The organism is Cognatiyoonia sp. (assembly GCF_965661665.1).
Lineage (GTDB): Bacteria > Pseudomonadota > Alphaproteobacteria > Rhodobacterales > Rhodobacteraceae > Cognatiyoonia.
On sequence record NZ_CBFIEO010000010.1, the window covers coordinates 46,211 to 64,608 of the forward strand.

Consider the following 18,398-nt stretch of genomic DNA (forward strand, 5'->3'; position numbering starts at 1 on the left):
CGGATTTCTTAGCGTTCTAGCGGGACCCTTCACACTTACTGTTTGTGGCATTGCCGCGGGGTTCACTTTCCGCGCCATTCAAGACGGCATCGCCCCCACATGGGTTTACGCACCGCTCGAAGGACTAGAGGTCATTTGCGTAATCTTGACCTATGCATTCATCACCAATGGCTTCCGTGGCGTGGCCCCGTCCAGATCAAGACGCAGATAGATGAACCTCGCTGAGCTCAACATCGGTCGGCTTGTCGCCCCAACAGATGACCCCCGTGTGGTAGAGTTCATGAACAACCTTGATAACATCAACGGCTTGGGCAAACGCATGCCCGGATTTGTCTGGATGATGGAAGGGTCGGGGGAACCGGGCACCGGCAACACGGAGACAAAGATTGACGGTGATCCGCAGTTCGTGACCAACCTTACGGTCTGGGAAGACCTTCGTAGTCTCGAAACCTTTGTCTTCAAAACCCTCCACGCCAAATTCATGGACCGCAAAACGGAATGGTTCGAGGTTTTTACCCAGCAGCATTTCGTGATGTGGTGGGTGGAGGAGGGGCACCGACCTTCCTTGGACGAAGCACTCGAACGCTTGGACTACCGCAAGGAACATGGAGACACGCAAGACGCCTTTGGCTGGGATTGGGTTCGCGCGCAGCAGTAAGCGGTCGCACGCGCATCATTTGGGCCTGATATTGAATAACAGCCGCCAAAGCCCAATTTCAGGATCATCGAGTTCAAGAGCCAAAAGGGCCGCATATGAAAAACTGGATGATAGATGTGTTGGTTGGCGCGATCTCCGTCGTGGCGCTTTCTGGCAGTTTGACCGCACAAACCGCACTCAAAGATGTGGAGCGTGTGCGCGAAGGGATCATTGCCACAGGCATGGCCTATGAAATCTCTGAGAAATGCAGAAGCATCAGCCCCCGCTATTTCCGCGCTATTGGTTTCCTCAACAGCTTGAGATCACACGCCCGTAGTCTGGGGTATTCGAATGATGAAATCGATGCCTACATTCATGATTCTGAAGAGAAAAAACGCCTAGAAGGGATCGCGCGCGGACGCCTTTCAGACCTTGGTGTCGAGGCCGGGTCAGAGGCGACCTATTGCGCCGTCGGCGAGGCCGAAATTGCCGCTGGGTCAAACATTGGACGATTGCTGCGATAAGGGCGCATTTTTGCGTCAAAAAATCACTGATCTGACTGGTATCGGTTAGCATGCTGCGTTAGAACCCCGTCAGCACGGTTATGCCCATTTATGGGCACGGCCAGCGAGGGAACAAATAGGCACGCCAATGTCCGATCTGCGCAAAGTCGTCATCGATGGAACCGAGGTTGAAGTTGATGGGGCCATGACCCTCATCCAAGCCTGCGAAGAGGCTGGGATCGAAATCCCAAGGTTCTGTTATCACGAGCGTCTGTCCATCGCGGGCAATTGCCGGATGTGTCTTGTAGAGGTTGTTGGTGGTCCGCCAAAACCCGCCGCATCTTGCGCAATGCAAGTACGCGATCTGCGCCCTGGCCCAGAAGGTCAGTCACCCGTGGTGAAAACCAACTCACCAATGGTCAAAAAGGCCCGTGAAGGTGTGATGGAGTTTTTGCTCATCAACCACCCGCTTGATTGCCCGATCTGCGACCAAGGCGGCGAATGCGACCTGCAGGACCAAGCGATGGCGTATGGCGTCGATTTCTCCCGCTTCCGCGAACCAAAGCGGGCGGTAGATGACCTCGATCTCGGACCGCTCGTCGAAACGCACATGACGCGCTGCATCTCTTGCACCCGCTGCGTCCGCTTTACGACAGAAGTCGCAGGCATCAGCCAGATGGGTCAAACCGGCCGTGGAGAAGATGCTGAGATCACCAGCTATTTGGGCGAAACGCTCGACAGCAACCTGCAAGGCAACATCATCGACCTCTGCCCTGTCGGGGCGCTTGTGTCGAAACCCTACGCCTTCACCGCCCGCCCTTGGGAGCTGACCAAGACGGAGTCGATTGACGTGATGGATGCGTTAGGCTCCAACATCCGTGTGGATACCAAAGGCCGTGAAGTCATGCGTTTCTTGCCGCGCAACCACGACGGTGTGAATGAGGAATGGATTTCCGACAAGACGCGTTTTGTCTGGGATGGTCTCCGCCGCCAGCGTTTGGACACACCTTACATTCGTGAAAACGGTAAGCTGCGCAAAGCGAGCTGGCCGGAAGCCCTGTCTGCCGCTGCAAATGCGATGAAGGGCAAGAAGGTTGCAGGATTGGTGGGCGATCTCGCTTCAACCGAAGCGGCGTTCAGTCTCAAGCAGTTGATCGAAGGCATGGGCGGCAACGTGGAATGCCGCACGGACGGGGCCAAGCTGCCATCGGGCAACCGTTCTGGCTATGTTGGCAACGCCACGATTGAAGAGATCGAAGATGCCGAGATGATCCTGCTCGTCGGTACAAACCCACGGGAAGAGGCGCCTGTTCTGAATGCGCGTATCCGTAAGGCATGGCTCAAAGGGGCGCGTGTTGCTCGGATCGGGCCGCAGACGGATCTAACGTATGACGTGATCGAGCTTGGCGCTGACCGCGCAGCTTTGGATGCCATCGCCAAGATGGATCATTCCGACCAAGAAGGCGTGCGCGGTGTCATGATCATCGGGCAGGGCGCGTTGAGCGAGGCCGATGGTGAGGCGGTTCTCGGCACCGCCATGACAATGGCCGAAGCTGGCTTCTCGAAATTCATGATATTGCACACGGCCGCCGGTCGCGTCGGCGCGATGGATGTCGATGCTACGACCGAAGGCGGTATGAAAGCTGCGACTGAGGGTGCAGATGTGATCTTCAACCTCGGCGCGGATGAGGTTGACATCGAAGCTGGTCCAACGGTCATCTACCAAGGTAGCCACGGCGACCGTGGGGCGCACCGTGCGGACATCATTTTGCCTGCGGCTGCATACACTGAAGAAAACGCGCTGTTCGTGAACACCGAAGGTCGCCCACAGCTTGCCATGCGCGCAGGGTTCGCGCCGGGTGAGGCGAAGGAAAACTGGGCGATCTTGCGGGCTTTGTCTGCTGAGCTAGACGAGACGCTGCCGTGGGACAGCCTTGCCAGCCTGCGCCTAGCGCTCGTTGCAGCGCATCCGCATCTGGCGAACGTCGATGAAGTGGCAGGGAACGCATGGCAGCCGCTCAAGCCCAAGAAGATGGGCAAGGCGGACTTCCGTTATGCGGTGAGCGATTTCTACCTCACCAACCCCATCGCGCGGGCGTCCCAGTTGATGGGTGAGCTTGCCGCAAACGCAAAAGCGCGGGCGAATGCCTCGATGGCGGCTGAATAGTGATGCTCACGGCGATATTGCCAGCTATGGCCCTCGCTGCGTGGAGCACGAGCGAGCCTCAGGTGACGAAAGCGGCGTCATCCCCGTCTTATGAAGGGATTAAAACGCGGCTGCTCGACGGTGATCTCGTCGATTTCCGCGTGGCCGTATCGGGCGATGCGATAACTGCAGATGCGTCGGACTACGCTGAATGCGCCGCCGCGCAATACACGCTCATTCGCGGCTACCTGTTTGCCCTCCACCTCCGCACCTCGGTTGAGGAAGACGCAGGTCTGCTGACTACAGATGCAGTCTATACAATTTCGCCAGACTTGCCGCGCGGGACGCGGACGATTGACGCCGAAGTGACCGTGGCGGCCTGCGGGCAATCCGGTATTCCAACGGTGTAGGGGACTTATATGATTGAATTCTTCACCGAAACGAACCTTGGCATAGTGCTGGTCATCTTGGGCCAGTGTCTGCTGGTTCTGATCCCACTGCTGCTGGCGCTGGCCTTCCTGATGTACGCCGACCGCAAGGTCTGGGCGGCGGTTCAGATCCGCAAAGGTCCAAACGTGGTGGGGGCCTTCGGGTTGCTGCAATCTTTTGCCGACTTTCTGAAATACATCGTCAAAGAAATCGTTGTGCCAGCGGGGGCCGACAAAGCGGTCTTCTTCCTTGCGCCGTTGATTTCCTTTGTCCTCGCCGTCGTCGCTTGGGCCGTTATCCCCTTCAATGACGGCTGGGTTTTGTCTGACATCAACGTCGCCATCCTCTTCGTCTTCGCGGTCAGCTCGCTTGAAGTTTATGGCGTGATTATGGGCGGTTGGGCGTCGAACTCAAAGTATCCGTTCCTCGGATCGCTTCGGTCTGCCGCGCAGATGATATCTTATGAGGTTTCGCTCGGCCTCATCATCATTGGTGTCATCATCTCAACCGGGTCGATGAACTTCGGTGCGGTTGTTGCGGCGCAAGACACGGGCGCGGGGATCTTCGGCTGGTATTGGGTTGCGCATTTCCCGATGCTCTTCCTGTTCTTCGTAAGTGCCCTGGCCGAGACAAACCGTCCACCGTTCGACCTGCCAGAAGCGGAATCCGAACTGGTCGCAGGCTATCAGGTGGAATACTCCTCCACGCCGTTCCTGCTCTTCATGATCGGGGAGCTAATGGCGGTGGTGCTGATGTGCGCGCTTGTTTCGCTCCTCTTCTTGGGTGGCTGGCTGTCGCCAGTGCCGTTCTTACCGGATGGCGTTTTCTGGATGGTCCTCAAGATGGCCGCGTGTTTCTTCATGTTCGCGATGGTGAAGGCGATCACGCCACGCTACCGCTACGACCAGTTGATGCGCATTGGCTGGAAAGTCTTCCTGCCGCTGTCGCTCGCTTGGGTCGTGATCGTGTCATTCTTGGCAAAGTACGAAGTAGCAGGTTCCATGTGGGCCCGCTGGACGATGGGAGGCTGATATGGACTACACACGCGCCACCAAATACTTCCTGCTGATGGACTTCTGGAAGGCGTTCGGCCTGACGATGAAGTACTTCTTCGGGCCGAAAGCCACAGTGAACTATCCGCATGAAAAGGGGCCCTTATCCCCGCGCTTCCGCGGTGAACACGCCCTGCGTCGGTATCCCAACGGGGAAGAGCGGTGCATCGCCTGCAAACTTTGCGAAGCGGTTTGTCCTGCTCAGGCTATCACAATCGACGCCGAACCGCGCGACGACGGTTCCCGCCGGACCACACGATATGACATTGACATGACGAAATGCATCTACTGTGGGTTTTGCCAAGAGGCCTGCCCTGTGGACGCCATCGTCGAAGGTCCGAACTTCGAATTCTCAACTGAGACGCGGGAAGAGCTGTTCTACGACAAGGAAAAGCTTCTCTCCAACGGTGACCGCTGGGAAGCCGAAATCGCGCGTAACCTCGAAATGGATGCGCCGTACCGATGACCGAAAACCCCTTCGAAACCATGATGAAGATGTCGCAGGACTGGGCCAAGCAAATGGCTCCAGCGCTCGAGACGTTCACGCCGAAAGGTTTCGAAGAGATGTTCCCAACGATGTCGAAAGACATGATGGAACAGTTCATGGGCAAGGGGATCAGCTCCGACGGGCTCGACGCCAAAACCCGCCTGCTGCTGACCCTGCAGGGCCTCACCATGCACGGCGCGCAGGCAGAGGCGCAGATCCGCCTCACCGTCCGCCATCTGGTGGCGGCTGGCGCCACAAAACAAGAAATCGCGGAGACGATCGGCCTTGCTGCCATGTTCGGTGGCGTGCCCGCGATGACCAAGGCGATGGAACTCGCCAACGACGTATTCGACAAGGACACATCTCAATGACAGTGTTTGCCTTCACCTTCTACCTATTCGCGATTGCCACGGTGGGCGGCGGTCTGATGACCGTGATAAGCCGCAATCCAGTGCATTCGGTCCTTTGGCTGATCCTCGCGTTCCTGTCCTCTGCTGGTATCTTCGTCACGCTTGGGGCGGAGTTCGTCGCCATGCTCCTGATCATCGTCTACGTCGGCGCGGTCGCCGTGCTGTTCCTATTCGTGGTCATGATGCTTGATGTGGACTTTGCTGAGCTGAAGGCAGAAATGACCAAATACTTGCCGCTCGGTCTACTGATCGGTGTGGTGATCCTGATGCAAATGGCGCTGGCGTTTGGTGTCTGGGGCTTTGCCGACGGGGCAAAGGGCAATATCGCCGCCCCCACAGGTGATGCGCAAAACACCGCCGCGCTTGGCCTGCTGATCTACGACAAATACATCATTCTCTTCCAACTCGCAGGTCTGATCCTGCTGGTCGCCATGATCGGGGCCATCGTCCTGACCCTGCGCCACCGCGTGGACATCAAGCGCCAGAACGTCGTCGCCCAAATGCACCGCGATCCGGCGACAGCGATGGAGCTGAAAGACGTCAAACCGGGGCAGGGGCTTTAAGATGATCGGACTTGAGCATTATCTGACAGTGGCCGCAGCGCTTTTTGTCATTGGCATCTTCGGGCTGTTTTTGAACCGGAAGAACGTGATCATCCTGTTGATGAGCATCGAACTGATGCTCCTCGCGGTGAACATCAACTTCGTGGCCTTCTCCAGCTATCTGGGCGATCTCGTAGGCCAAGTCTTCACGCTCTTCGTGCTGACCGTCGCCGCCGCCGAGGCCGCCATCGGCCTCGCCATCCTTGTGTGTTTCTTCCGCAACCGTGGAACCATCGACGTTGAAGACGTCAACGTGATGAAGGGCTAAGACCATGGAAACCATCATCCTTTTTGTACCCCTCGTCGGAGCCCTGCTTTGCGGCTTTGGCTGGAAATTCATCGGGGAAACGGCGGCGCAGTGGGTGGCGACATCGCTCCTGTTCCTGTCTGCGTTGCTCTCATGGGTCGTGTTCTTAGGCTTTGACGGCGTCACAGAGAATATACAGATCCTGCGCTGGATTGAATCCGGCACATTGAGCACCGATTGGGCGATCCGGATGGATCGTTTGACGGCGATCATGTTGATTGTGATCACCACCGTCTCCGCGTTCGTGCACCTGTATTCCTTTGGCTATATGGCGCATGACGACCATTTCGCGGAAGGCGTCAGCTATCGCCCTCGCTTCTTTGCGTATCTGTCGTTCTTCACCTTTGCCATGCTCATGCTGGTTACATCCGACAACCTTGTTCAGATGTTCTTTGGCTGGGAAGGCGTGGGTGTCGCGTCATACTTGCTGATCGGCTTTTATTACAAAAAGCCCTCCGCCAACGCCGCCGCGATCAAAGCGTTTGTCGTCAACCGTGTGGGTGACTTCGGCTTCGCGCTCGGCATCTTTGGCATCTACATGCTGACCGACAGCATCCGGTTTGAGGACATCTTTGCGATGGCCCCAGAGCTGGCGGAGATAACGGTTAGCTTCCTTGGGGCGGAGTGGAATGCCGCGAACCTTCTGGCGATCCTGCTCTTCATCGGTGCGATGGGTAAATCTGCGCAGCTGATCCTGCACACATGGCTGCCCGACGCGATGGAAGGCCCGACACCTGTGTCGGCACTGATCCACGCCGCAACGATGGTGACGGCAGGTGTTTTCCTTGTCTGCCGCATGTCGCCGCTGATGGAATACGCACCAGAAGCGCAGAGCTTCATCGTCTTCTTGGGCGCGACAACCGCATTCTTCGCGGCGACCGTGGGCCTCGTCCAGAACGACATCAAGCGCGTCATCGCATATTCCACCTGTTCGCAGCTTGGCTATATGTTCGTTGCTGCAGGCGTCGGCGTTTATTCCGTCGCGATGTTCCACCTGCTGACACATGCGTTCTTCAAGGCGATGCTGTTCCTCGGCGCAGGCTCCGTCATCCACGGGATGCATCACGAACAGGACATGCGGAATTACGGCGGGCTGCGCCACAAGATGCCAAAGACCTTCTGGGCGATGATGATTGGCACGTTGGCGATCACGGGCGTCGGTATCCCACTGCTCTACATCGGGTTCCCCGTGGGCTTCGCCGGCTTTGTCTCCAAAGATGCGATTATCGAAAGCGCCTATGCTGCCAATGCGAGCTACGCTTTTTGGATGCTCGTCATCGCGGCCTTCATGACCAGCTTCTACAGCTGGCGTCTGATGTTCCTGACGTTCTATGGCGAGCCGCGCGGCGATAAGCATACCCACGAACACGCCCACGAAAGCCCTGCAACCATGCTCACCCCTCTGGCGGTGTTGGCGGTGGGCGCGATCTTCTCGGGCATGGTGTTTTACGGCCCGTTCTTTGGATCTGACGAGAAAGTTGGCAAGTTCTTTGGCTACATCGACGCTTCCGAGATGTCGGAAGACAAAGCGATGGGCTTCAGCCTGATCTCACCCGCCTATGCGGCAGGGGAGGAGGAAGAAAAGGGCGAGAAGAAAGAGCTGCCGGTCCAGCAACCGGGTGAAGGGGCGATCTATCACCACCCTGACAACCACGTGCTGCATGATGCGCATTATGTGCCAAAGTGGGTCAAACTCAGCCCGTTTGTCGTGATGATTGCGGGATTCCTTTTGGCTTATCAGATGTACGTTCGGCGCCCTGACTGGCCCGCGAAACTCGCTGAAAACCAGCGTCCGCTTTATAACTTCCTGCTCAACAAATGGTACTTTGATGAGCTTTATGACTTCCTCTTCGTGCGTCCGGCCAAAGCCTTGGGCAACTTGCTATGGAAGCGCGGCGACATGGGTACGATTGACGGTGGCATCAACGGTCTGGCGATGGGCATCGTGCCGTTCTTCACGCGGATCGTCGGGCGGGCGCAGTCTGGCTACATCTTCACCTACGCCTTCTTCATGGTGCTAGGCATCGCTGCCTTGCTGACTTGGGTCACGCTCAGCGGGGGTGCTAACTGATGATGATGGCCATGCCAACCGAGTTCTACATCGTCGTGGGCGTTTGCCTAGCGGTGATGGGCTTGTCCGCTTTCTACCTTGGCGTCCACGATTGGCGGGTCAAAGGGACGGCGCGGGCTAGTTCGGCCGTCTCTGCCGCGGATCTTTTCGTTTTTAAGATGACCTATCTGTCGATCTTTATGGCAGTGCTGATCGTCATTCTGCCCGTCTTCTTGATTGGGGCCTTTTTCACTGACCTCTTCTCGGGATTGTTTTAATGGGTAACCTACTCACCCTCACCACGTTTATCCCTCTGCTGGGGGCTTTGATCCTCGCCGTGTTTTTACGCGGCGATGATGAGGCGGCGCAGCGCAACGCGAAATGGGTTGCTTTGGCGACAACAGCGGCGACCTTCATCGTCTCGCTCTTCATCTTGTCCGAATTTGATCCGTCCAACACGGGCTTTCAGATGGTGGAAAAACGTGGGTGGCTATTGGGCCTCAACTACAAGATGGGTGTTGACGGGATCTCCGTTCCCTTCGTGATGCTGACCACTTTCCTGATGCCGATTGTGATTGGCGCTTGCTGGGATGTGAAAACGCGCGTCAAGGAATATATGATCGCGTTCTTGTTCTTGGAAACGCTAATGCTCGGCGTGTTCATGGCGCTAGATCTAGTGCTCTTCTACCTCTTCTTCGAGGCGGGCCTGATCCCGATGTTCCTGATCATCGGTATCTGGGGCGGGGCGAACCGGATTTATGCGTCGTTCAAGTTCTTCCTCTACACATTCCTCGGCTCCGTGTTGATGCTGGTGGCGATGGTCGCGATGTTCGTCGACGCAGGCACAACCGACATCCCATCCTTGATGACCCACAGCTTTGGGTCGGAGACATTCAGCCTTCTGGGTATCCAGATCATCGGCGGTGCGCAGACACTGATGTGGCTCGCCTTCTTCGCCTCCTTCGCGGTGAAAATGCCGATGTGGCCCGTCCACACGTGGTTGCCTGACGCGCACGTGCAAGCGCCAACCGCAGGCTCCGTAGTGCTGGCGGCCATCCTGTTGAAGATGGGCGGCTACGGCTTCCTGCGCTTCAGCCTGCCGATGTTCCCAGTGGGGTCAGAGGTCATGGGTCCGCTGGTGCTCTGGCTCTCCGCCATCGCGATTGTCTACACGTCCCTAGTTGCGCTGGTGCAAGAAGACATGAAAAAGCTCATCGCTTATTCATCGGTTGCGCACATGGGCTATGTGACGATGGGGATATTCGCCGTGAACCAGCAAGGTCTCGACGGTGCGATATTCCAGATGATCAGCCACGGCTTTATTTCCGGCGCGCTCTTCCTTTGCGTTGGCGTGATCTATGACCGCATCCACACGCGAGAGATTGACGCCTACGGCGGTTTGGTGAACCGGATGCCTGCCTATGCGCTGATCTTTATGTTCTTCACGATGGCCAACGTCGGCCTTCCGGGCACCTCCGGCTTTATCGGAGAATTCCTAACGCTGTTGGGCATCTTCCAAGTCAACACGTGGGTGGCCGCGATTGCGACCTCCGGGGTTATCCTATCAGCGGCCTATGCGCTCTGGCTCTACCGCCGCGTCGTCATGGGCGATCTCATCAAAGAAAGCCTGAAAACTATCAACGATATGACACGTCGGGAGCGTCTGCTCTTTGCGCCGCTCGTGGTTATGACGCTGCTCTTGGGTGTTTACCCAAGCCTCGTCCTCGACATCACCGGCCCATCGGTTACGGCTTTGATCGAACAATACACCGCGGCAACTACCGCGATGGCACAGTAAGGAAATGGGCACATGTTAGCGACTGATCTTCAGACGATTGTCCCTGAACTCGTCCTCTCAATCTACGCGATGGTGGCGCTGATCGGCGCGGTCTACACGATCAAAGACGGCGCGACGAGCCTTCTGACCTGGGCCACCTCTGGCATTTTCGTGCTGCTGGCCGTTTGGATTGGTATCAATGGCGACGGCACGAATGCCGCCTTTGGTGGCATGTTCGTCGATGACGCCTTCGCGCGCTTCTCCAAAATGGTGATATTGTTCTCGGCTGCGGCTGTTCTGCTGATGTCCGAGAATTATATGGAGCGGCGCAGTCTTGCCCGTTTTGAATACCCAATCCTCATAGCGCTCGCGGTTGTGGGCATGATGGTGATGGTCTCTTCCGGCGATCTGATGTCGCTCTACATGGGCCTCGAATTGCAATCTTTGTCGCTCTACGTCGTCGCCTCCCTGCGCCGTGACAGCGTGAAATCGACAGAGGCGGGTCTGAAGTATTTCGTACTGGGCGCTCTGTCCTCTGGCTTGCTGCTTTACGGCGCCTCATTGGTCTACGGCTACACAGGCACTACGCTCTTCTCCGGCATCATTGCATCGGTGCAAGAGGGGCCAAGCCTTGGTCTACTTTTCGGCGTTGTCTTCCTGCTCGCAGGCTTTGCGTTCAAAGTCTCTGCCGCGCCTTTCCACATGTGGACACCGGACGTCTACGAAGGCTCCCCAACGCCGATCACAGCCTTCTTCGCAACCGCGCCCAAGATGGCGGCGATGGCGCTTTTCGCGCGGGTTGTGCATGACGCCTTCGGTGGCATCGTCGGCGACTGGCAACAGATCGTGGCTTTCCTCTCCGTCGTCTCGATGTTCCTTGGTGCGATTGCAGCGATTGGTCAGCGCGATATCAAACGCCTGATGGCCTATTCGTCCATCGCGCATATGGGGTTCGCGCTAATGGGCCTCGCAGCTGGGACGGCTTTGGGCGTGCAAGCGATGCTCGTATATATGGCGATCTATGTAACCATGAACGTGGGCACCTTCGCCTTGATCCTGACGATGGAGCGTGACGGCCGCCCTGTGACCGACATCCACGCGCTCAAGCAGTATTCCAAGAGCCAGCCTCTGATGGCGTTGATCCTACTCTGCCTAATGTTCAGCTTGGCAGGTGTGCCACCGCTCTTGGGCTTCTTTGGCAAGTTCTACGTACTGCAAGCCGCCTATGACGCGGGCCTGGCGTGGCTTGCCGTGGCTGGTGTGATCGCGTCTGTCATCGGTGCGTTCTACTACATCCGGATCGTCTACTTCATGTACTTCGGGGAAGAGATGGAAGCGCTCGACGGTCGCCCATCGCCAGTGCTGTGGCTTATGGCCGTGGCAAGCGGTGTGATCGTCGCTGTCGCATGGGTGCCGGGGATCAACCTTTTCGGGATGGATCCGTTTGCCGCCGCAGCCGCAGCATCGCTTGTCAACTAAGCGCAAACGCGAGGGCAGAAATGAAACGCCCTGACCAATACCCCAACTGGCCTGAGGGCTATCGGTGCATCGTGCTCGACACCGTGGACAGCACGATGGCAGAGGCCGCGCGCCGCGCGCGTGACTTGGACTATCCCACATGGATCATGGCGCATGAGCAAACGGATGCGCGGGGTCGCAGAGGGCGGGCATGGGAGAACCCCAAAAATAACCTCTCCGCCACACTGCTTCTAAAACCGCTCTGTACCGCGCAGTTGGCCGCACAGCATTCCTTTGTCGCAGCGAACGCGCTGCTCGAAGCTCTGTCGCTTTATATCGATCGCCGTAAAATCACGCTGAAGTGGCCCAACGATGTGCTCATCAACGGTGGCAAGGTAGCGGGCATCCTCCTTGAAAGCAGCGGACGCGGCCCGTTTGTGGATTGGCTCTCCGTCGGGATTGGCGTGAACCTGTCATACGCCCCCAGCGTTCCTGACGCCACTTTCCCGCCTGTCAGCCTCGCCGGTGAGGGGGGGGAGCCTGTACCGTCTGCCGACTTCCTTGTCGCGCTGGCGACCGCCTTTGCCACGCAGGAGAAAAAGCTCGACGCGATGGGCTTTGGCCGCATTCGTGAAGACTGGCTCAAACACGCGGCCAAGCTGGGCGATACAATCACCGCCCGCACCGCAACCGAAACGATCGAAGGCCTCTTTGACACCATCGACAAAGACGGCAACCTTGTTCTAATCACCGCCAAAGGCCCGCGTGCGATCCCTGCCGCGGATGTGTATTTCTAGGAGGGCGCGACATGCTCCTTGCCATCGATTGCGGAAACACCAACACCGTCTTTTCCATCTGGGATGGGACGGAGTTCATCGCCCATTGGCGCACAGCAACCGAATGGCAGCGCACGGCGGATCAATACTATGTCTGGCTCTCCACCCTGATGAGAATTCAAGAGATTGACGTGAAGATCGATGAGGTCATCGTCAGCTCCACCGTGCCGCGTGTTGTCTTCAACTTGCGTGTGCTGTCTGACCGTTACTTCAATTGCCGTCCGCTTGTCGTGGGCAAGCCGGAATGCGCTTTGCCAGTGGATCCGCGCGTTGATGAGGGGACCCAAGTGGGTCCTGACCGGTTGGTCAACGCCGCCGGTGCATTTGATAGGCACGGTGGGGATTTGATCGTCGTGGACTTCGGCACGGCAACAACTTTCGATGTGGTCGCTGCTGACGGCGCCTATGTGGGCGGGGTCATCGCGCCTGGCGTGAATCTCAGCCTAGAGGCGCTTCACGCCGCCGCAGCGGCCCTGCCACACGTCGATATCACCAAGCCGCAAAAGGTTGTCGGCACCAATACGGTAGAATGCATGCAGTCGGGCGTTTTCTGGGGCTATATTGGCCTCGTCCGCGAAATCTGCGACCGCATCAAGGCAGAGCGGGGCGTTCCGATGAAGGTCATCTCTACCGGCGGCCTCGCCCCCTTGTTCCAGCAGTCGGCCACACTATTTGATGCTTTCGACGAAGACCTTACCATCCACGGCCTGACCGTGATCCATAAATACAATAAGGACATTGCATGACATCTCGCCTGATTTACTTGCCACTTGGCGGCGCTGGCGAAATTGGCATGAACGCTTACGTCTACGGCTACGGGCCCAAAGATGCGGAGCGTTTGATTGTCGTCGACCTTGGTGTGACCTTTCCAGATATGGACGGCACGCCGGGCGTGGATTTGATCCTGCCCGACATCGCATGGCTAGAAGAGCGTAAGGCGATGATCGATGGCATCTTCATCACCCACGCGCATGAGGATCACGTGGGTGCAGTCGGACACTATTGGGACAGCCTCGGCGCCGCAGTCTACGCGCGCAAATTCACCGCAAACATCGCAGCGCGAAAGTTGGAAGAGAACGGCCACCCTGAAAGCGTCCTGAACGTCGTTGGCACTTATCCAGACATTATCGAGGTGGGGCCGTTCAAGGTCTCCTTCGTTCCGATCAGCCATTCGATCCCTGAAAGTTCCGGCCTCATGATCGATACGCCGGAGGGTAGGGTGCTCCACACCGGTGATTTCAAAATCGACACGACGCCTGTTATTGGTGATCCCTTTGATGCGGACTTGTGGGCTGAGATTTCCAAGGATGGTGTCAAAGCGTTGGTCTGCGACAGCACCAACATCTTTTCCAAAGCCGTCGGACGGTCAGAGGCATCCATCGCTGCAGAAGTCGAAGGTCTGATGCGCGACGCACCTGGCATGGTCGTGGCCACAACATTCGCGTCGAACATCGCCCGCCTCAAGACATTGGCGACGGCCGCGGATAAGGCAGGTCGCTCCGTCTGTCTGTTGGGGCGTGCCATGCGCCGGATGATCGAAGCGGCGACAGAAACGGGATTGCTCAAAGACTTCCCCAAAACCGTCTCGCCGGAGGATGCGCTCAACATCCCGCGTGAGAACCTGCTGCTGCTCGTCACTGGGTCACAAGGCGAACGCCGCGCGGCTTCTGCTCAATTGGCCAATGGCAAATATCTTGGCATCACGATGAACGAAGGGGATACGTTCCTCTTCTCCTCCAAAACCATCCCCGGCAACGAACGCGGCGTGATCCGCATCATGAACCAGTTCTCCGAAATGGGTGTCGATGTGGTGGAGGATGACACCCGCTATCACGTCTCAGGCCACGCCAACCGGCCTGATCTGGAACGGATGCATGAGATCGTGAAACCGCAAATCTTGATCCCGATGCACGGTGAACACCGCCACCTGCGCGAACATGTGAAAGTTGGCGCTGCGAAGGGTTTGACTGGCATTGTCGCCGTGAATGGCATGATGATCGACCTGTCTGGCAATGCGCCCACCGTGGCGGAATACATTGAGACGGGGCGCACATACCTCGACGGAACTGTCCAGATTGGCGCGCTTGATGGCATCGTCCGCGAACGCATCAAAATGGCGATCAATGGCCATATCGTCGTGACGCTGATCTTGGATGAAAATGACGAACTCTTGGGGGAACCGTGGGTGGAGGTTGCGGGCCTCGCCGAAACGGGCACGTCCAATGCAGCCCTCGTCGAAGTGCTGGAAGAAGACCTCGGTCAATTCCTCATGCGCGCCGCTGGCAAGACCCTACGCGATGACGTCAAGCTAGAGAAAGAGCTCCGCTCCATCGCCCGTCGCTCCGCCCAGTCAGAGATCGGCAAGAAGCCAGAAGTGACCGTGATTGTGAGCCGCCTCAGTTAAGCTATCGAGGCAGATCTGTCGGTTTCTGCAATGTGGTCACGGGTCAGTTGGGATGAACCAACCGACTTACGAGCTTTCGCGTAATTGGCGCGACGATCAGAACGATTGGGAAGGCCACCGCCCAGCTCGAAAGCCAAGAGCCCATCCAAGAGCCTGTGAACGTGTCATCGAACCCAATGGCGCGCCACGTTGCGATTAAGGACACAATGAAGGTCATCAAGCAGGTCAGGATCAACCCGAAAAGAACCGGGGCCAGCCGCGCCGGAAGCATGTCAGTTCTCTTCTGTTTCAAGCTTTGTGGGTTCGTCACTGCCCGCACGTTCTGCAAAGCTCATAGCGATAAACCCAGGAACATCGTCGCCTAAGCCGACAATCTTATTCTCGTGTTCTTTGCGTCCCCGTCCGCGCCCGTCGCGCTCCCGTTTTGGCTTCTCTGCCTTTGGCTCTGCTTCGACCTTGGCCTCTACCGGCGCTTCCGCCTGATCGTCTTTCTTACGCCCACGTCCGCGGCCGCGTTTTGACTTCTCGTCGGGCGCTTTCTCGTCGTTCGCTGGCCCGGCTTTTATCGGGTTGTTCACACGCGGGATCTCGAGCTTCACCAAACGCTCCACATCCGCGAAGTTCTTCTCATCCCGCGGGTTGCAGATCATCAGCGCGGTGCCCTCGCGCCCCGCACGACCCGTCCGACCAATGCGGTGAACGTAGTCTTCTGCATGGCTTGGCACATCAAAGTTGAACACATGGCTCACATTCGGAATGTCGAGGCCCCTTGCGGCCACATCAGACGCAACCAAGAACCGGATCGTCCCATCGCGGAAGCCGTCCAGTGTTTTCATTCGCTGTGACTGATCCAAGTCCCCATGGATCGGGGCAGCGTTGTAGCCATATTTCTTCAAAGACTTCGCGCAGATATCTACGTCAGATTTGCGGTTGCAGAAAATGATCGCGTTGGTGCATTCGTCAACTTCGCCATCGATCAATGCGCGGAGAAGTTTACGTTTCTCGCTGCCTTCCCGGTCCTTTCGGGAGGCTTTGAACATCACCACGCCTTGTTTGATATTCTCCGATGTAGTCGCGGCGCGCGCGACCTCAACCTTCACTGGGGCAGACAAGAAGGTGTTCGTGATCCGCTCAATCTCTGGTGCCATCGTGGCGGAGAAGAAGAGGGTTTGGCGCGTGAACGGCGTCTTTTTGAAGATCTCTTCAATGTCTGGAATGAAGCCCATGTCGAGCATTCGGTCCGCTTCATCCACCACCATGACCTTGACGTCGGAGAGGATCAGCTTGCCACGCTCGAAATGATCCAGCAGGCGGCCAGGGGTTGCGATTAGCACGTCGACGCCACGGTCGATCAGAGCATCCTGATCTTTGAAGCTGACCCCACCAATCAACAGCGCTTTCGTCAATTTTGTGTACTTTGCGTAGATATCGAAGTTTTCTGCAACCTGCGCGGCCAATTCCCGCGTCGGGGCCAGAACCAGCGACCGCGGCATTCGCGCCCGCGCGCGCCCACGATTGAGGAGTGTGATCATCGGCAGCGTGAAGCTTGCCGTCTTACCTGTACCGGTCTGTGCGATGCCCAACACGTCTTTGCCTTCACAAGCGGGGGGAATGGCATCAGCTTGAATAGGAGTGGGTTCGGTGTACCCAGCCTCTTCAATGGCTTTTAATACTTTTGGGTGGAGCGGAAGATCCGTGAATTTTGTCATTACTATCCAAATACTTACGACGTGTCTTGGCCGTAGTTTTTGGGACGCAGATACCAACGCGTCCCTGCGTCGGGCGGTGAGCGTATCTCATCGCTGCCGCTGCACTACCTCAATCCGTCGCAACGGTCAAGAAACCCTTAATTTCTAGGAGTTTGACGCTGTTTTGGTCTGATATTTTGAGTCCAGCATCATCGCCCGGCCGTTGGACGCACTGCAACCCTATAACCAGCCCGTAAAACCTCAATGAGTGGGGCGGGCGTCAGGACTTCGACATCTTCATTAGGAATTGGACGGACCGTTCCATACCCTGCTGGATCATAGGGCAAGCAGTCACCATTCAACTTCAAGTATGCTTGCTCATTCAGGCGAAAATAACTTCCACAAGGTAGAGAGTTTACTTGTGCTTTGAATCTTGCGTGTTCCCGTTTGGTCTGTCCAAGCCGCGATTGGTGCAGCAACTGATCCACCGCCTTTACCCCTGGCCAATCGCCATAGACTGAAGCCCAAGCGTTCTTGAACCCGTTGAACGCGGGCCGTCTGCAATAGCCACAGGGACGATGGCCAGCAGCGAAGGCAACCGCTTCATCCAGAAAGAAAAGTTCCGTCCAGTTGCGGCCGGTCATGACCTCGCGCTTGCGGCCTTGCCATTCCAGTGCACAACAAATCCACGCCTTGTGCATCCAACGCCGCTTTGAGAGCACTTTGTCCGGACCATGCAATATCCCACGATTGCCCGTCATCGTCCCCCTCGCAGACGTGGCAACAATCTCCCCTGTTGGCAGGACACGGTTTTGAAGCGGCATGGGTCACCAAATGTAAGGGGCGTAAAACTGCGCCCCAAGACTAACACTTTATCTTGCTTGGTTAAGCCGCCTTGCGACGCCCCGCTCCGGCAAGGCCACCGAGACCTGCCAGAAGCATTCAACCGGCCGCTGGCAGCGGGACGGGGTCGATATATAACAGATCGGAGTTTATGTCGCCTTTACCGTCTTTGTTGGCCACATATCCGCCAGCGTACTTATCGCCGGTCCGCTCCCACGTGAACCACATGGAAAAGCCGAGCTCATGATCGTCCTTTGCATTGGCGCCGATACCAGCCTGTGGATTTTGCATTGGGTTGCTGGTCAGTTCAAACTCCATACCTGCAAGCGTACCCACACCTGTTGCAATGCCAGCAATCATGCTGAAGTAGGTTCAATCTGAGCAATCCATCTTGTTAGGATCAGAGGCTTTCGTGCCGTCCCCAAGACGTAAAGCACCTCGGCAAAATGGAGTGTTTTCGCTGGTCGAGACATCAAATTCCAATTTGAAATCCAGAAACAGATTTGAATGCCCAACAGCTTCGGTCGTCGCAGAGAGAACTGCAGTCGGACTTGCGCCATCAGGGTCATAACTGAAGATCACATCTTTGAGGAATGACCAATTCTTGGTGCCAAAAACGAACCCGTCCCCTCCACCAGGTATCCAAACAGATCGATGCCCTTTGTAGTCTAGAATTTGGTAGTCACCTGCCTTCAATATACCAGCAGTCGCTGTTATTGGCAGAGCTGCGGCAACAATTGTGGCGGAAATTATGCGTTTCAGCCCTTTG

The 18,398-nt window shown here is 56.9% G+C and carries 20 protein-coding genes; 16 read left to right on the top strand and 4 right to left on the bottom strand.

Annotated features, from left to right (window positions below; translation table 11 throughout):
• Positions 1-211 precede the first annotated feature (211 nt).
• The 16 genes from ACTF5F_RS08185 to ACTF5F_RS08260 all read left to right on the top strand — a co-directional run bounded on the left by ACTF5F_RS08185 (position 212) and on the right by ACTF5F_RS08260 (position 15,098).
• Positions 212-658 carry a DUF3291 domain-containing protein gene (locus ACTF5F_RS08185; RefSeq protein WP_438956382.1) on the top strand — a complete coding sequence of 149 codons (447 nt, stop codon included), beginning with the start codon at positions 212-214 and terminating at the stop codon, positions 656-658.
• A gap of 95 nt (positions 659-753) precedes the next feature.
• Positions 754-1,161 carry a DUF5333 domain-containing protein gene (locus tag ACTF5F_RS08190; protein WP_438956383.1) on the top strand — a complete coding sequence of 136 codons (408 nt, stop codon included), beginning with the start codon at positions 754-756 and terminating at the stop codon, positions 1,159-1,161.
• A 127-nt stretch (positions 1,162-1,288) separates the two neighbouring features.
• A complete protein-coding gene (nuoG, locus tag ACTF5F_RS08195; protein WP_438956384.1) occupies positions 1,289-3,307 on the top strand; it encodes an NADH-quinone oxidoreductase subunit NuoG in 2,019 nt (672 codons plus the stop codon).
• Positions 3,308-3,309: 2 nt separating this feature from the next.
• Positions 3,310-3,696 carry a hypothetical protein gene (locus ACTF5F_RS08200; protein ID WP_438956385.1) on the top strand — a complete coding sequence of 129 codons (387 nt, stop codon included), beginning with the start codon at positions 3,310-3,312 and terminating at the stop codon, positions 3,694-3,696.
• A 9-nt stretch (positions 3,697-3,705) separates the two neighbouring features.
• The gene (gene nuoH, locus ACTF5F_RS08205) at positions 3,706-4,746 is read left to right on the top strand and encodes an NADH-quinone oxidoreductase subunit NuoH (protein WP_438956386.1); all 1,041 of its coding nucleotides are present in this window, start codon (positions 3,706-3,708) and stop codon (positions 4,744-4,746) included.
• A 1-nt stretch (position 4,747) separates the two neighbouring features.
• Positions 4,748-5,233 carry an NADH-quinone oxidoreductase subunit NuoI gene (gene nuoI / locus ACTF5F_RS08210; protein WP_438956387.1) on the top strand — a complete coding sequence of 162 codons (486 nt, stop codon included), beginning with the start codon at positions 4,748-4,750 and terminating at the stop codon, positions 5,231-5,233.
• Positions 5,230-5,625: a carboxymuconolactone decarboxylase family protein gene (locus tag ACTF5F_RS08215; RefSeq protein ID WP_438956388.1), complete on the top strand. Its 396-nt coding sequence runs from the start codon at positions 5,230-5,232 to the stop codon at positions 5,623-5,625. Before nuoI ends, ACTF5F_RS08215 begins: the two co-directional genes overlap by 4 nt.
• A complete protein-coding gene (locus tag ACTF5F_RS08220) occupies positions 5,622-6,227 on the top strand; it encodes an NADH-quinone oxidoreductase subunit J (RefSeq protein WP_438956389.1) in 606 nt (201 codons plus the stop codon). Before ACTF5F_RS08215 ends, ACTF5F_RS08220 begins: the two co-directional genes overlap by 4 nt.
• A gap of 1 nt (position 6,228) precedes the next feature.
• Positions 6,229-6,534, top strand: a complete 306-nt coding sequence (gene nuoK, locus ACTF5F_RS08225; protein ID WP_108639130.1) for an NADH-quinone oxidoreductase subunit NuoK — start codon at positions 6,229-6,231, stop codon at positions 6,532-6,534.
• A gap of 4 nt (positions 6,535-6,538) precedes the next feature.
• Positions 6,539-8,644, top strand: a complete 2,106-nt coding sequence (gene nuoL / locus ACTF5F_RS08230) for an NADH-quinone oxidoreductase subunit L (protein WP_438956390.1) — start codon at positions 6,539-6,541, stop codon at positions 8,642-8,644.
• Positions 8,644-8,901 carry a hypothetical protein gene (locus ACTF5F_RS08235; RefSeq protein ID WP_438956391.1) on the top strand — a complete coding sequence of 86 codons (258 nt, stop codon included), beginning with the start codon at positions 8,644-8,646 and terminating at the stop codon, positions 8,899-8,901. The genes nuoL and ACTF5F_RS08235 overlap by 1 nt, the downstream gene beginning before the upstream one ends.
• Positions 8,901-10,421, top strand: a complete 1,521-nt coding sequence (locus tag ACTF5F_RS08240) for an NADH-quinone oxidoreductase subunit M (protein WP_438956392.1) — start codon at positions 8,901-8,903, stop codon at positions 10,419-10,421. The genes ACTF5F_RS08235 and ACTF5F_RS08240 overlap by 1 nt, the downstream gene beginning before the upstream one ends.
• 12 nt (positions 10,422-10,433) lie before the next feature.
• On the top strand, positions 10,434-11,879 hold the full coding sequence (gene nuoN / locus ACTF5F_RS08245; protein WP_438956393.1) for an NADH-quinone oxidoreductase subunit NuoN: 1,446 nt from the start codon (positions 10,434-10,436) through the stop codon (positions 11,877-11,879).
• A 20-nt stretch (positions 11,880-11,899) separates the two neighbouring features.
• Positions 11,900-12,655 carry a biotin--[acetyl-CoA-carboxylase] ligase gene (locus ACTF5F_RS08250; protein WP_438956394.1) on the top strand — a complete coding sequence of 252 codons (756 nt, stop codon included), beginning with the start codon at positions 11,900-11,902 and terminating at the stop codon, positions 12,653-12,655.
• A gap of 11 nt (positions 12,656-12,666) precedes the next feature.
• Positions 12,667-13,440 carry a type III pantothenate kinase gene (locus ACTF5F_RS08255; RefSeq protein WP_438956395.1) on the top strand — a complete coding sequence of 258 codons (774 nt, stop codon included), beginning with the start codon at positions 12,667-12,669 and terminating at the stop codon, positions 13,438-13,440.
• A complete protein-coding gene (locus ACTF5F_RS08260) occupies positions 13,437-15,098 on the top strand; it encodes a ribonuclease J (protein WP_438956396.1) in 1,662 nt (553 codons plus the stop codon). Before ACTF5F_RS08255 ends, ACTF5F_RS08260 begins: the two co-directional genes overlap by 4 nt.
• A gap of 43 nt (positions 15,099-15,141) precedes the next feature.
• On the opposite strand, the gene ACTF5F_RS08265 is transcribed toward ACTF5F_RS08260, so the two are convergent.
• The 4 genes from ACTF5F_RS08265 to ACTF5F_RS08280 all read right to left on the bottom strand — a co-directional run bounded on the left by ACTF5F_RS08265 (position 15,142) and on the right by ACTF5F_RS08280 (position 17,989).
• Positions 15,142-15,369: a DUF2798 domain-containing protein gene (locus ACTF5F_RS08265; protein WP_438956397.1), complete on the bottom strand. Its 228-nt coding sequence runs from the start codon at positions 15,367-15,369 to the stop codon at positions 15,142-15,144.
• Position 15,370: 1 nt separating this feature from the next.
• A complete protein-coding gene (locus tag ACTF5F_RS08270) occupies positions 15,371-16,807 on the bottom strand; it encodes a DEAD/DEAH box helicase (protein ID WP_438956398.1) in 1,437 nt (478 codons plus the stop codon).
• 188 nt (positions 16,808-16,995) lie between these two features.
• The gene (locus ACTF5F_RS08275; protein ID WP_438956399.1) at positions 16,996-17,610 is read right to left on the bottom strand and encodes a hypothetical protein; all 615 of its coding nucleotides are present in this window, start codon (positions 17,608-17,610) and stop codon (positions 16,996-16,998) included.
• 118 nt (positions 17,611-17,728) lie between these two features.
• A complete protein-coding gene (locus tag ACTF5F_RS08280; RefSeq protein WP_438956400.1) occupies positions 17,729-17,989 on the bottom strand; it encodes a hypothetical protein in 261 nt (86 codons plus the stop codon).
• Between the last annotated feature and the right edge of the window lie 409 nt (positions 17,990-18,398).

Coding starts and splice junctions, on each gene's coding strand:
- ACTF5F_RS08235 (WP_438956391.1), top strand. CDS start 8,644: ATGATGATGGCCATGCCAACCGAGTTCTACATCGTCGTGGGCGTTTGC.
- ACTF5F_RS08260 (WP_438956396.1), top strand. CDS start 13,437: ATGACATCTCGCCTGATTTACTTGCCACTTGGCGGCGCTGGCGAAATT.
- ACTF5F_RS08265 (WP_438956397.1), bottom strand. CDS start 15,369: ATGCTTCCGGCGCGGCTGGCCCCGGTTCTTTTCGGGTTGATCCTGACC.
- ACTF5F_RS08240 (WP_438956392.1), top strand. CDS start 8,901: ATGGGTAACCTACTCACCCTCACCACGTTTATCCCTCTGCTGGGGGCT.
- nuoK (WP_108639130.1), top strand. CDS start 6,229: ATGATCGGACTTGAGCATTATCTGACAGTGGCCGCAGCGCTTTTTGTC.
- ACTF5F_RS08190 (WP_438956383.1), top strand. CDS start 754: ATGAAAAACTGGATGATAGATGTGTTGGTTGGCGCGATCTCCGTCGTG.
- ACTF5F_RS08270 (WP_438956398.1), bottom strand. CDS start 16,807: ATGACAAAATTCACGGATCTTCCGCTCCACCCAAAAGTATTAAAAGCC.
- ACTF5F_RS08215 (WP_438956388.1), top strand. CDS start 5,230: ATGACCGAAAACCCCTTCGAAACCATGATGAAGATGTCGCAGGACTGG.
- ACTF5F_RS08280 (WP_438956400.1), bottom strand. CDS start 17,989: ATGATTGCTGGCATTGCAACAGGTGTGGGTACGCTTGCAGGTATGGAG.
- ACTF5F_RS08220 (WP_438956389.1), top strand. CDS start 5,622: ATGACAGTGTTTGCCTTCACCTTCTACCTATTCGCGATTGCCACGGTG.
- ACTF5F_RS08275 (WP_438956399.1), bottom strand. CDS start 17,610: ATGCCGCTTCAAAACCGTGTCCTGCCAACAGGGGAGATTGTTGCCACG.
- nuoL (WP_438956390.1), top strand. CDS start 6,539: ATGGAAACCATCATCCTTTTTGTACCCCTCGTCGGAGCCCTGCTTTGC.
- ACTF5F_RS08200 (WP_438956385.1), top strand. CDS start 3,310: ATGCTCACGGCGATATTGCCAGCTATGGCCCTCGCTGCGTGGAGCACG.
- nuoI (WP_438956387.1), top strand. CDS start 4,748: ATGGACTACACACGCGCCACCAAATACTTCCTGCTGATGGACTTCTGG.
- nuoN (WP_438956393.1), top strand. CDS start 10,434: ATGTTAGCGACTGATCTTCAGACGATTGTCCCTGAACTCGTCCTCTCA.
- nuoG (WP_438956384.1), top strand. CDS start 1,289: ATGTCCGATCTGCGCAAAGTCGTCATCGATGGAACCGAGGTTGAAGTT.
- nuoH (WP_438956386.1), top strand. CDS start 3,706: ATGATTGAATTCTTCACCGAAACGAACCTTGGCATAGTGCTGGTCATC.
- ACTF5F_RS08185 (WP_438956382.1), top strand. CDS start 212: ATGAACCTCGCTGAGCTCAACATCGGTCGGCTTGTCGCCCCAACAGAT.
- ACTF5F_RS08255 (WP_438956395.1), top strand. CDS start 12,667: ATGCTCCTTGCCATCGATTGCGGAAACACCAACACCGTCTTTTCCATC.
- ACTF5F_RS08250 (WP_438956394.1), top strand. CDS start 11,900: ATGAAACGCCCTGACCAATACCCCAACTGGCCTGAGGGCTATCGGTGC.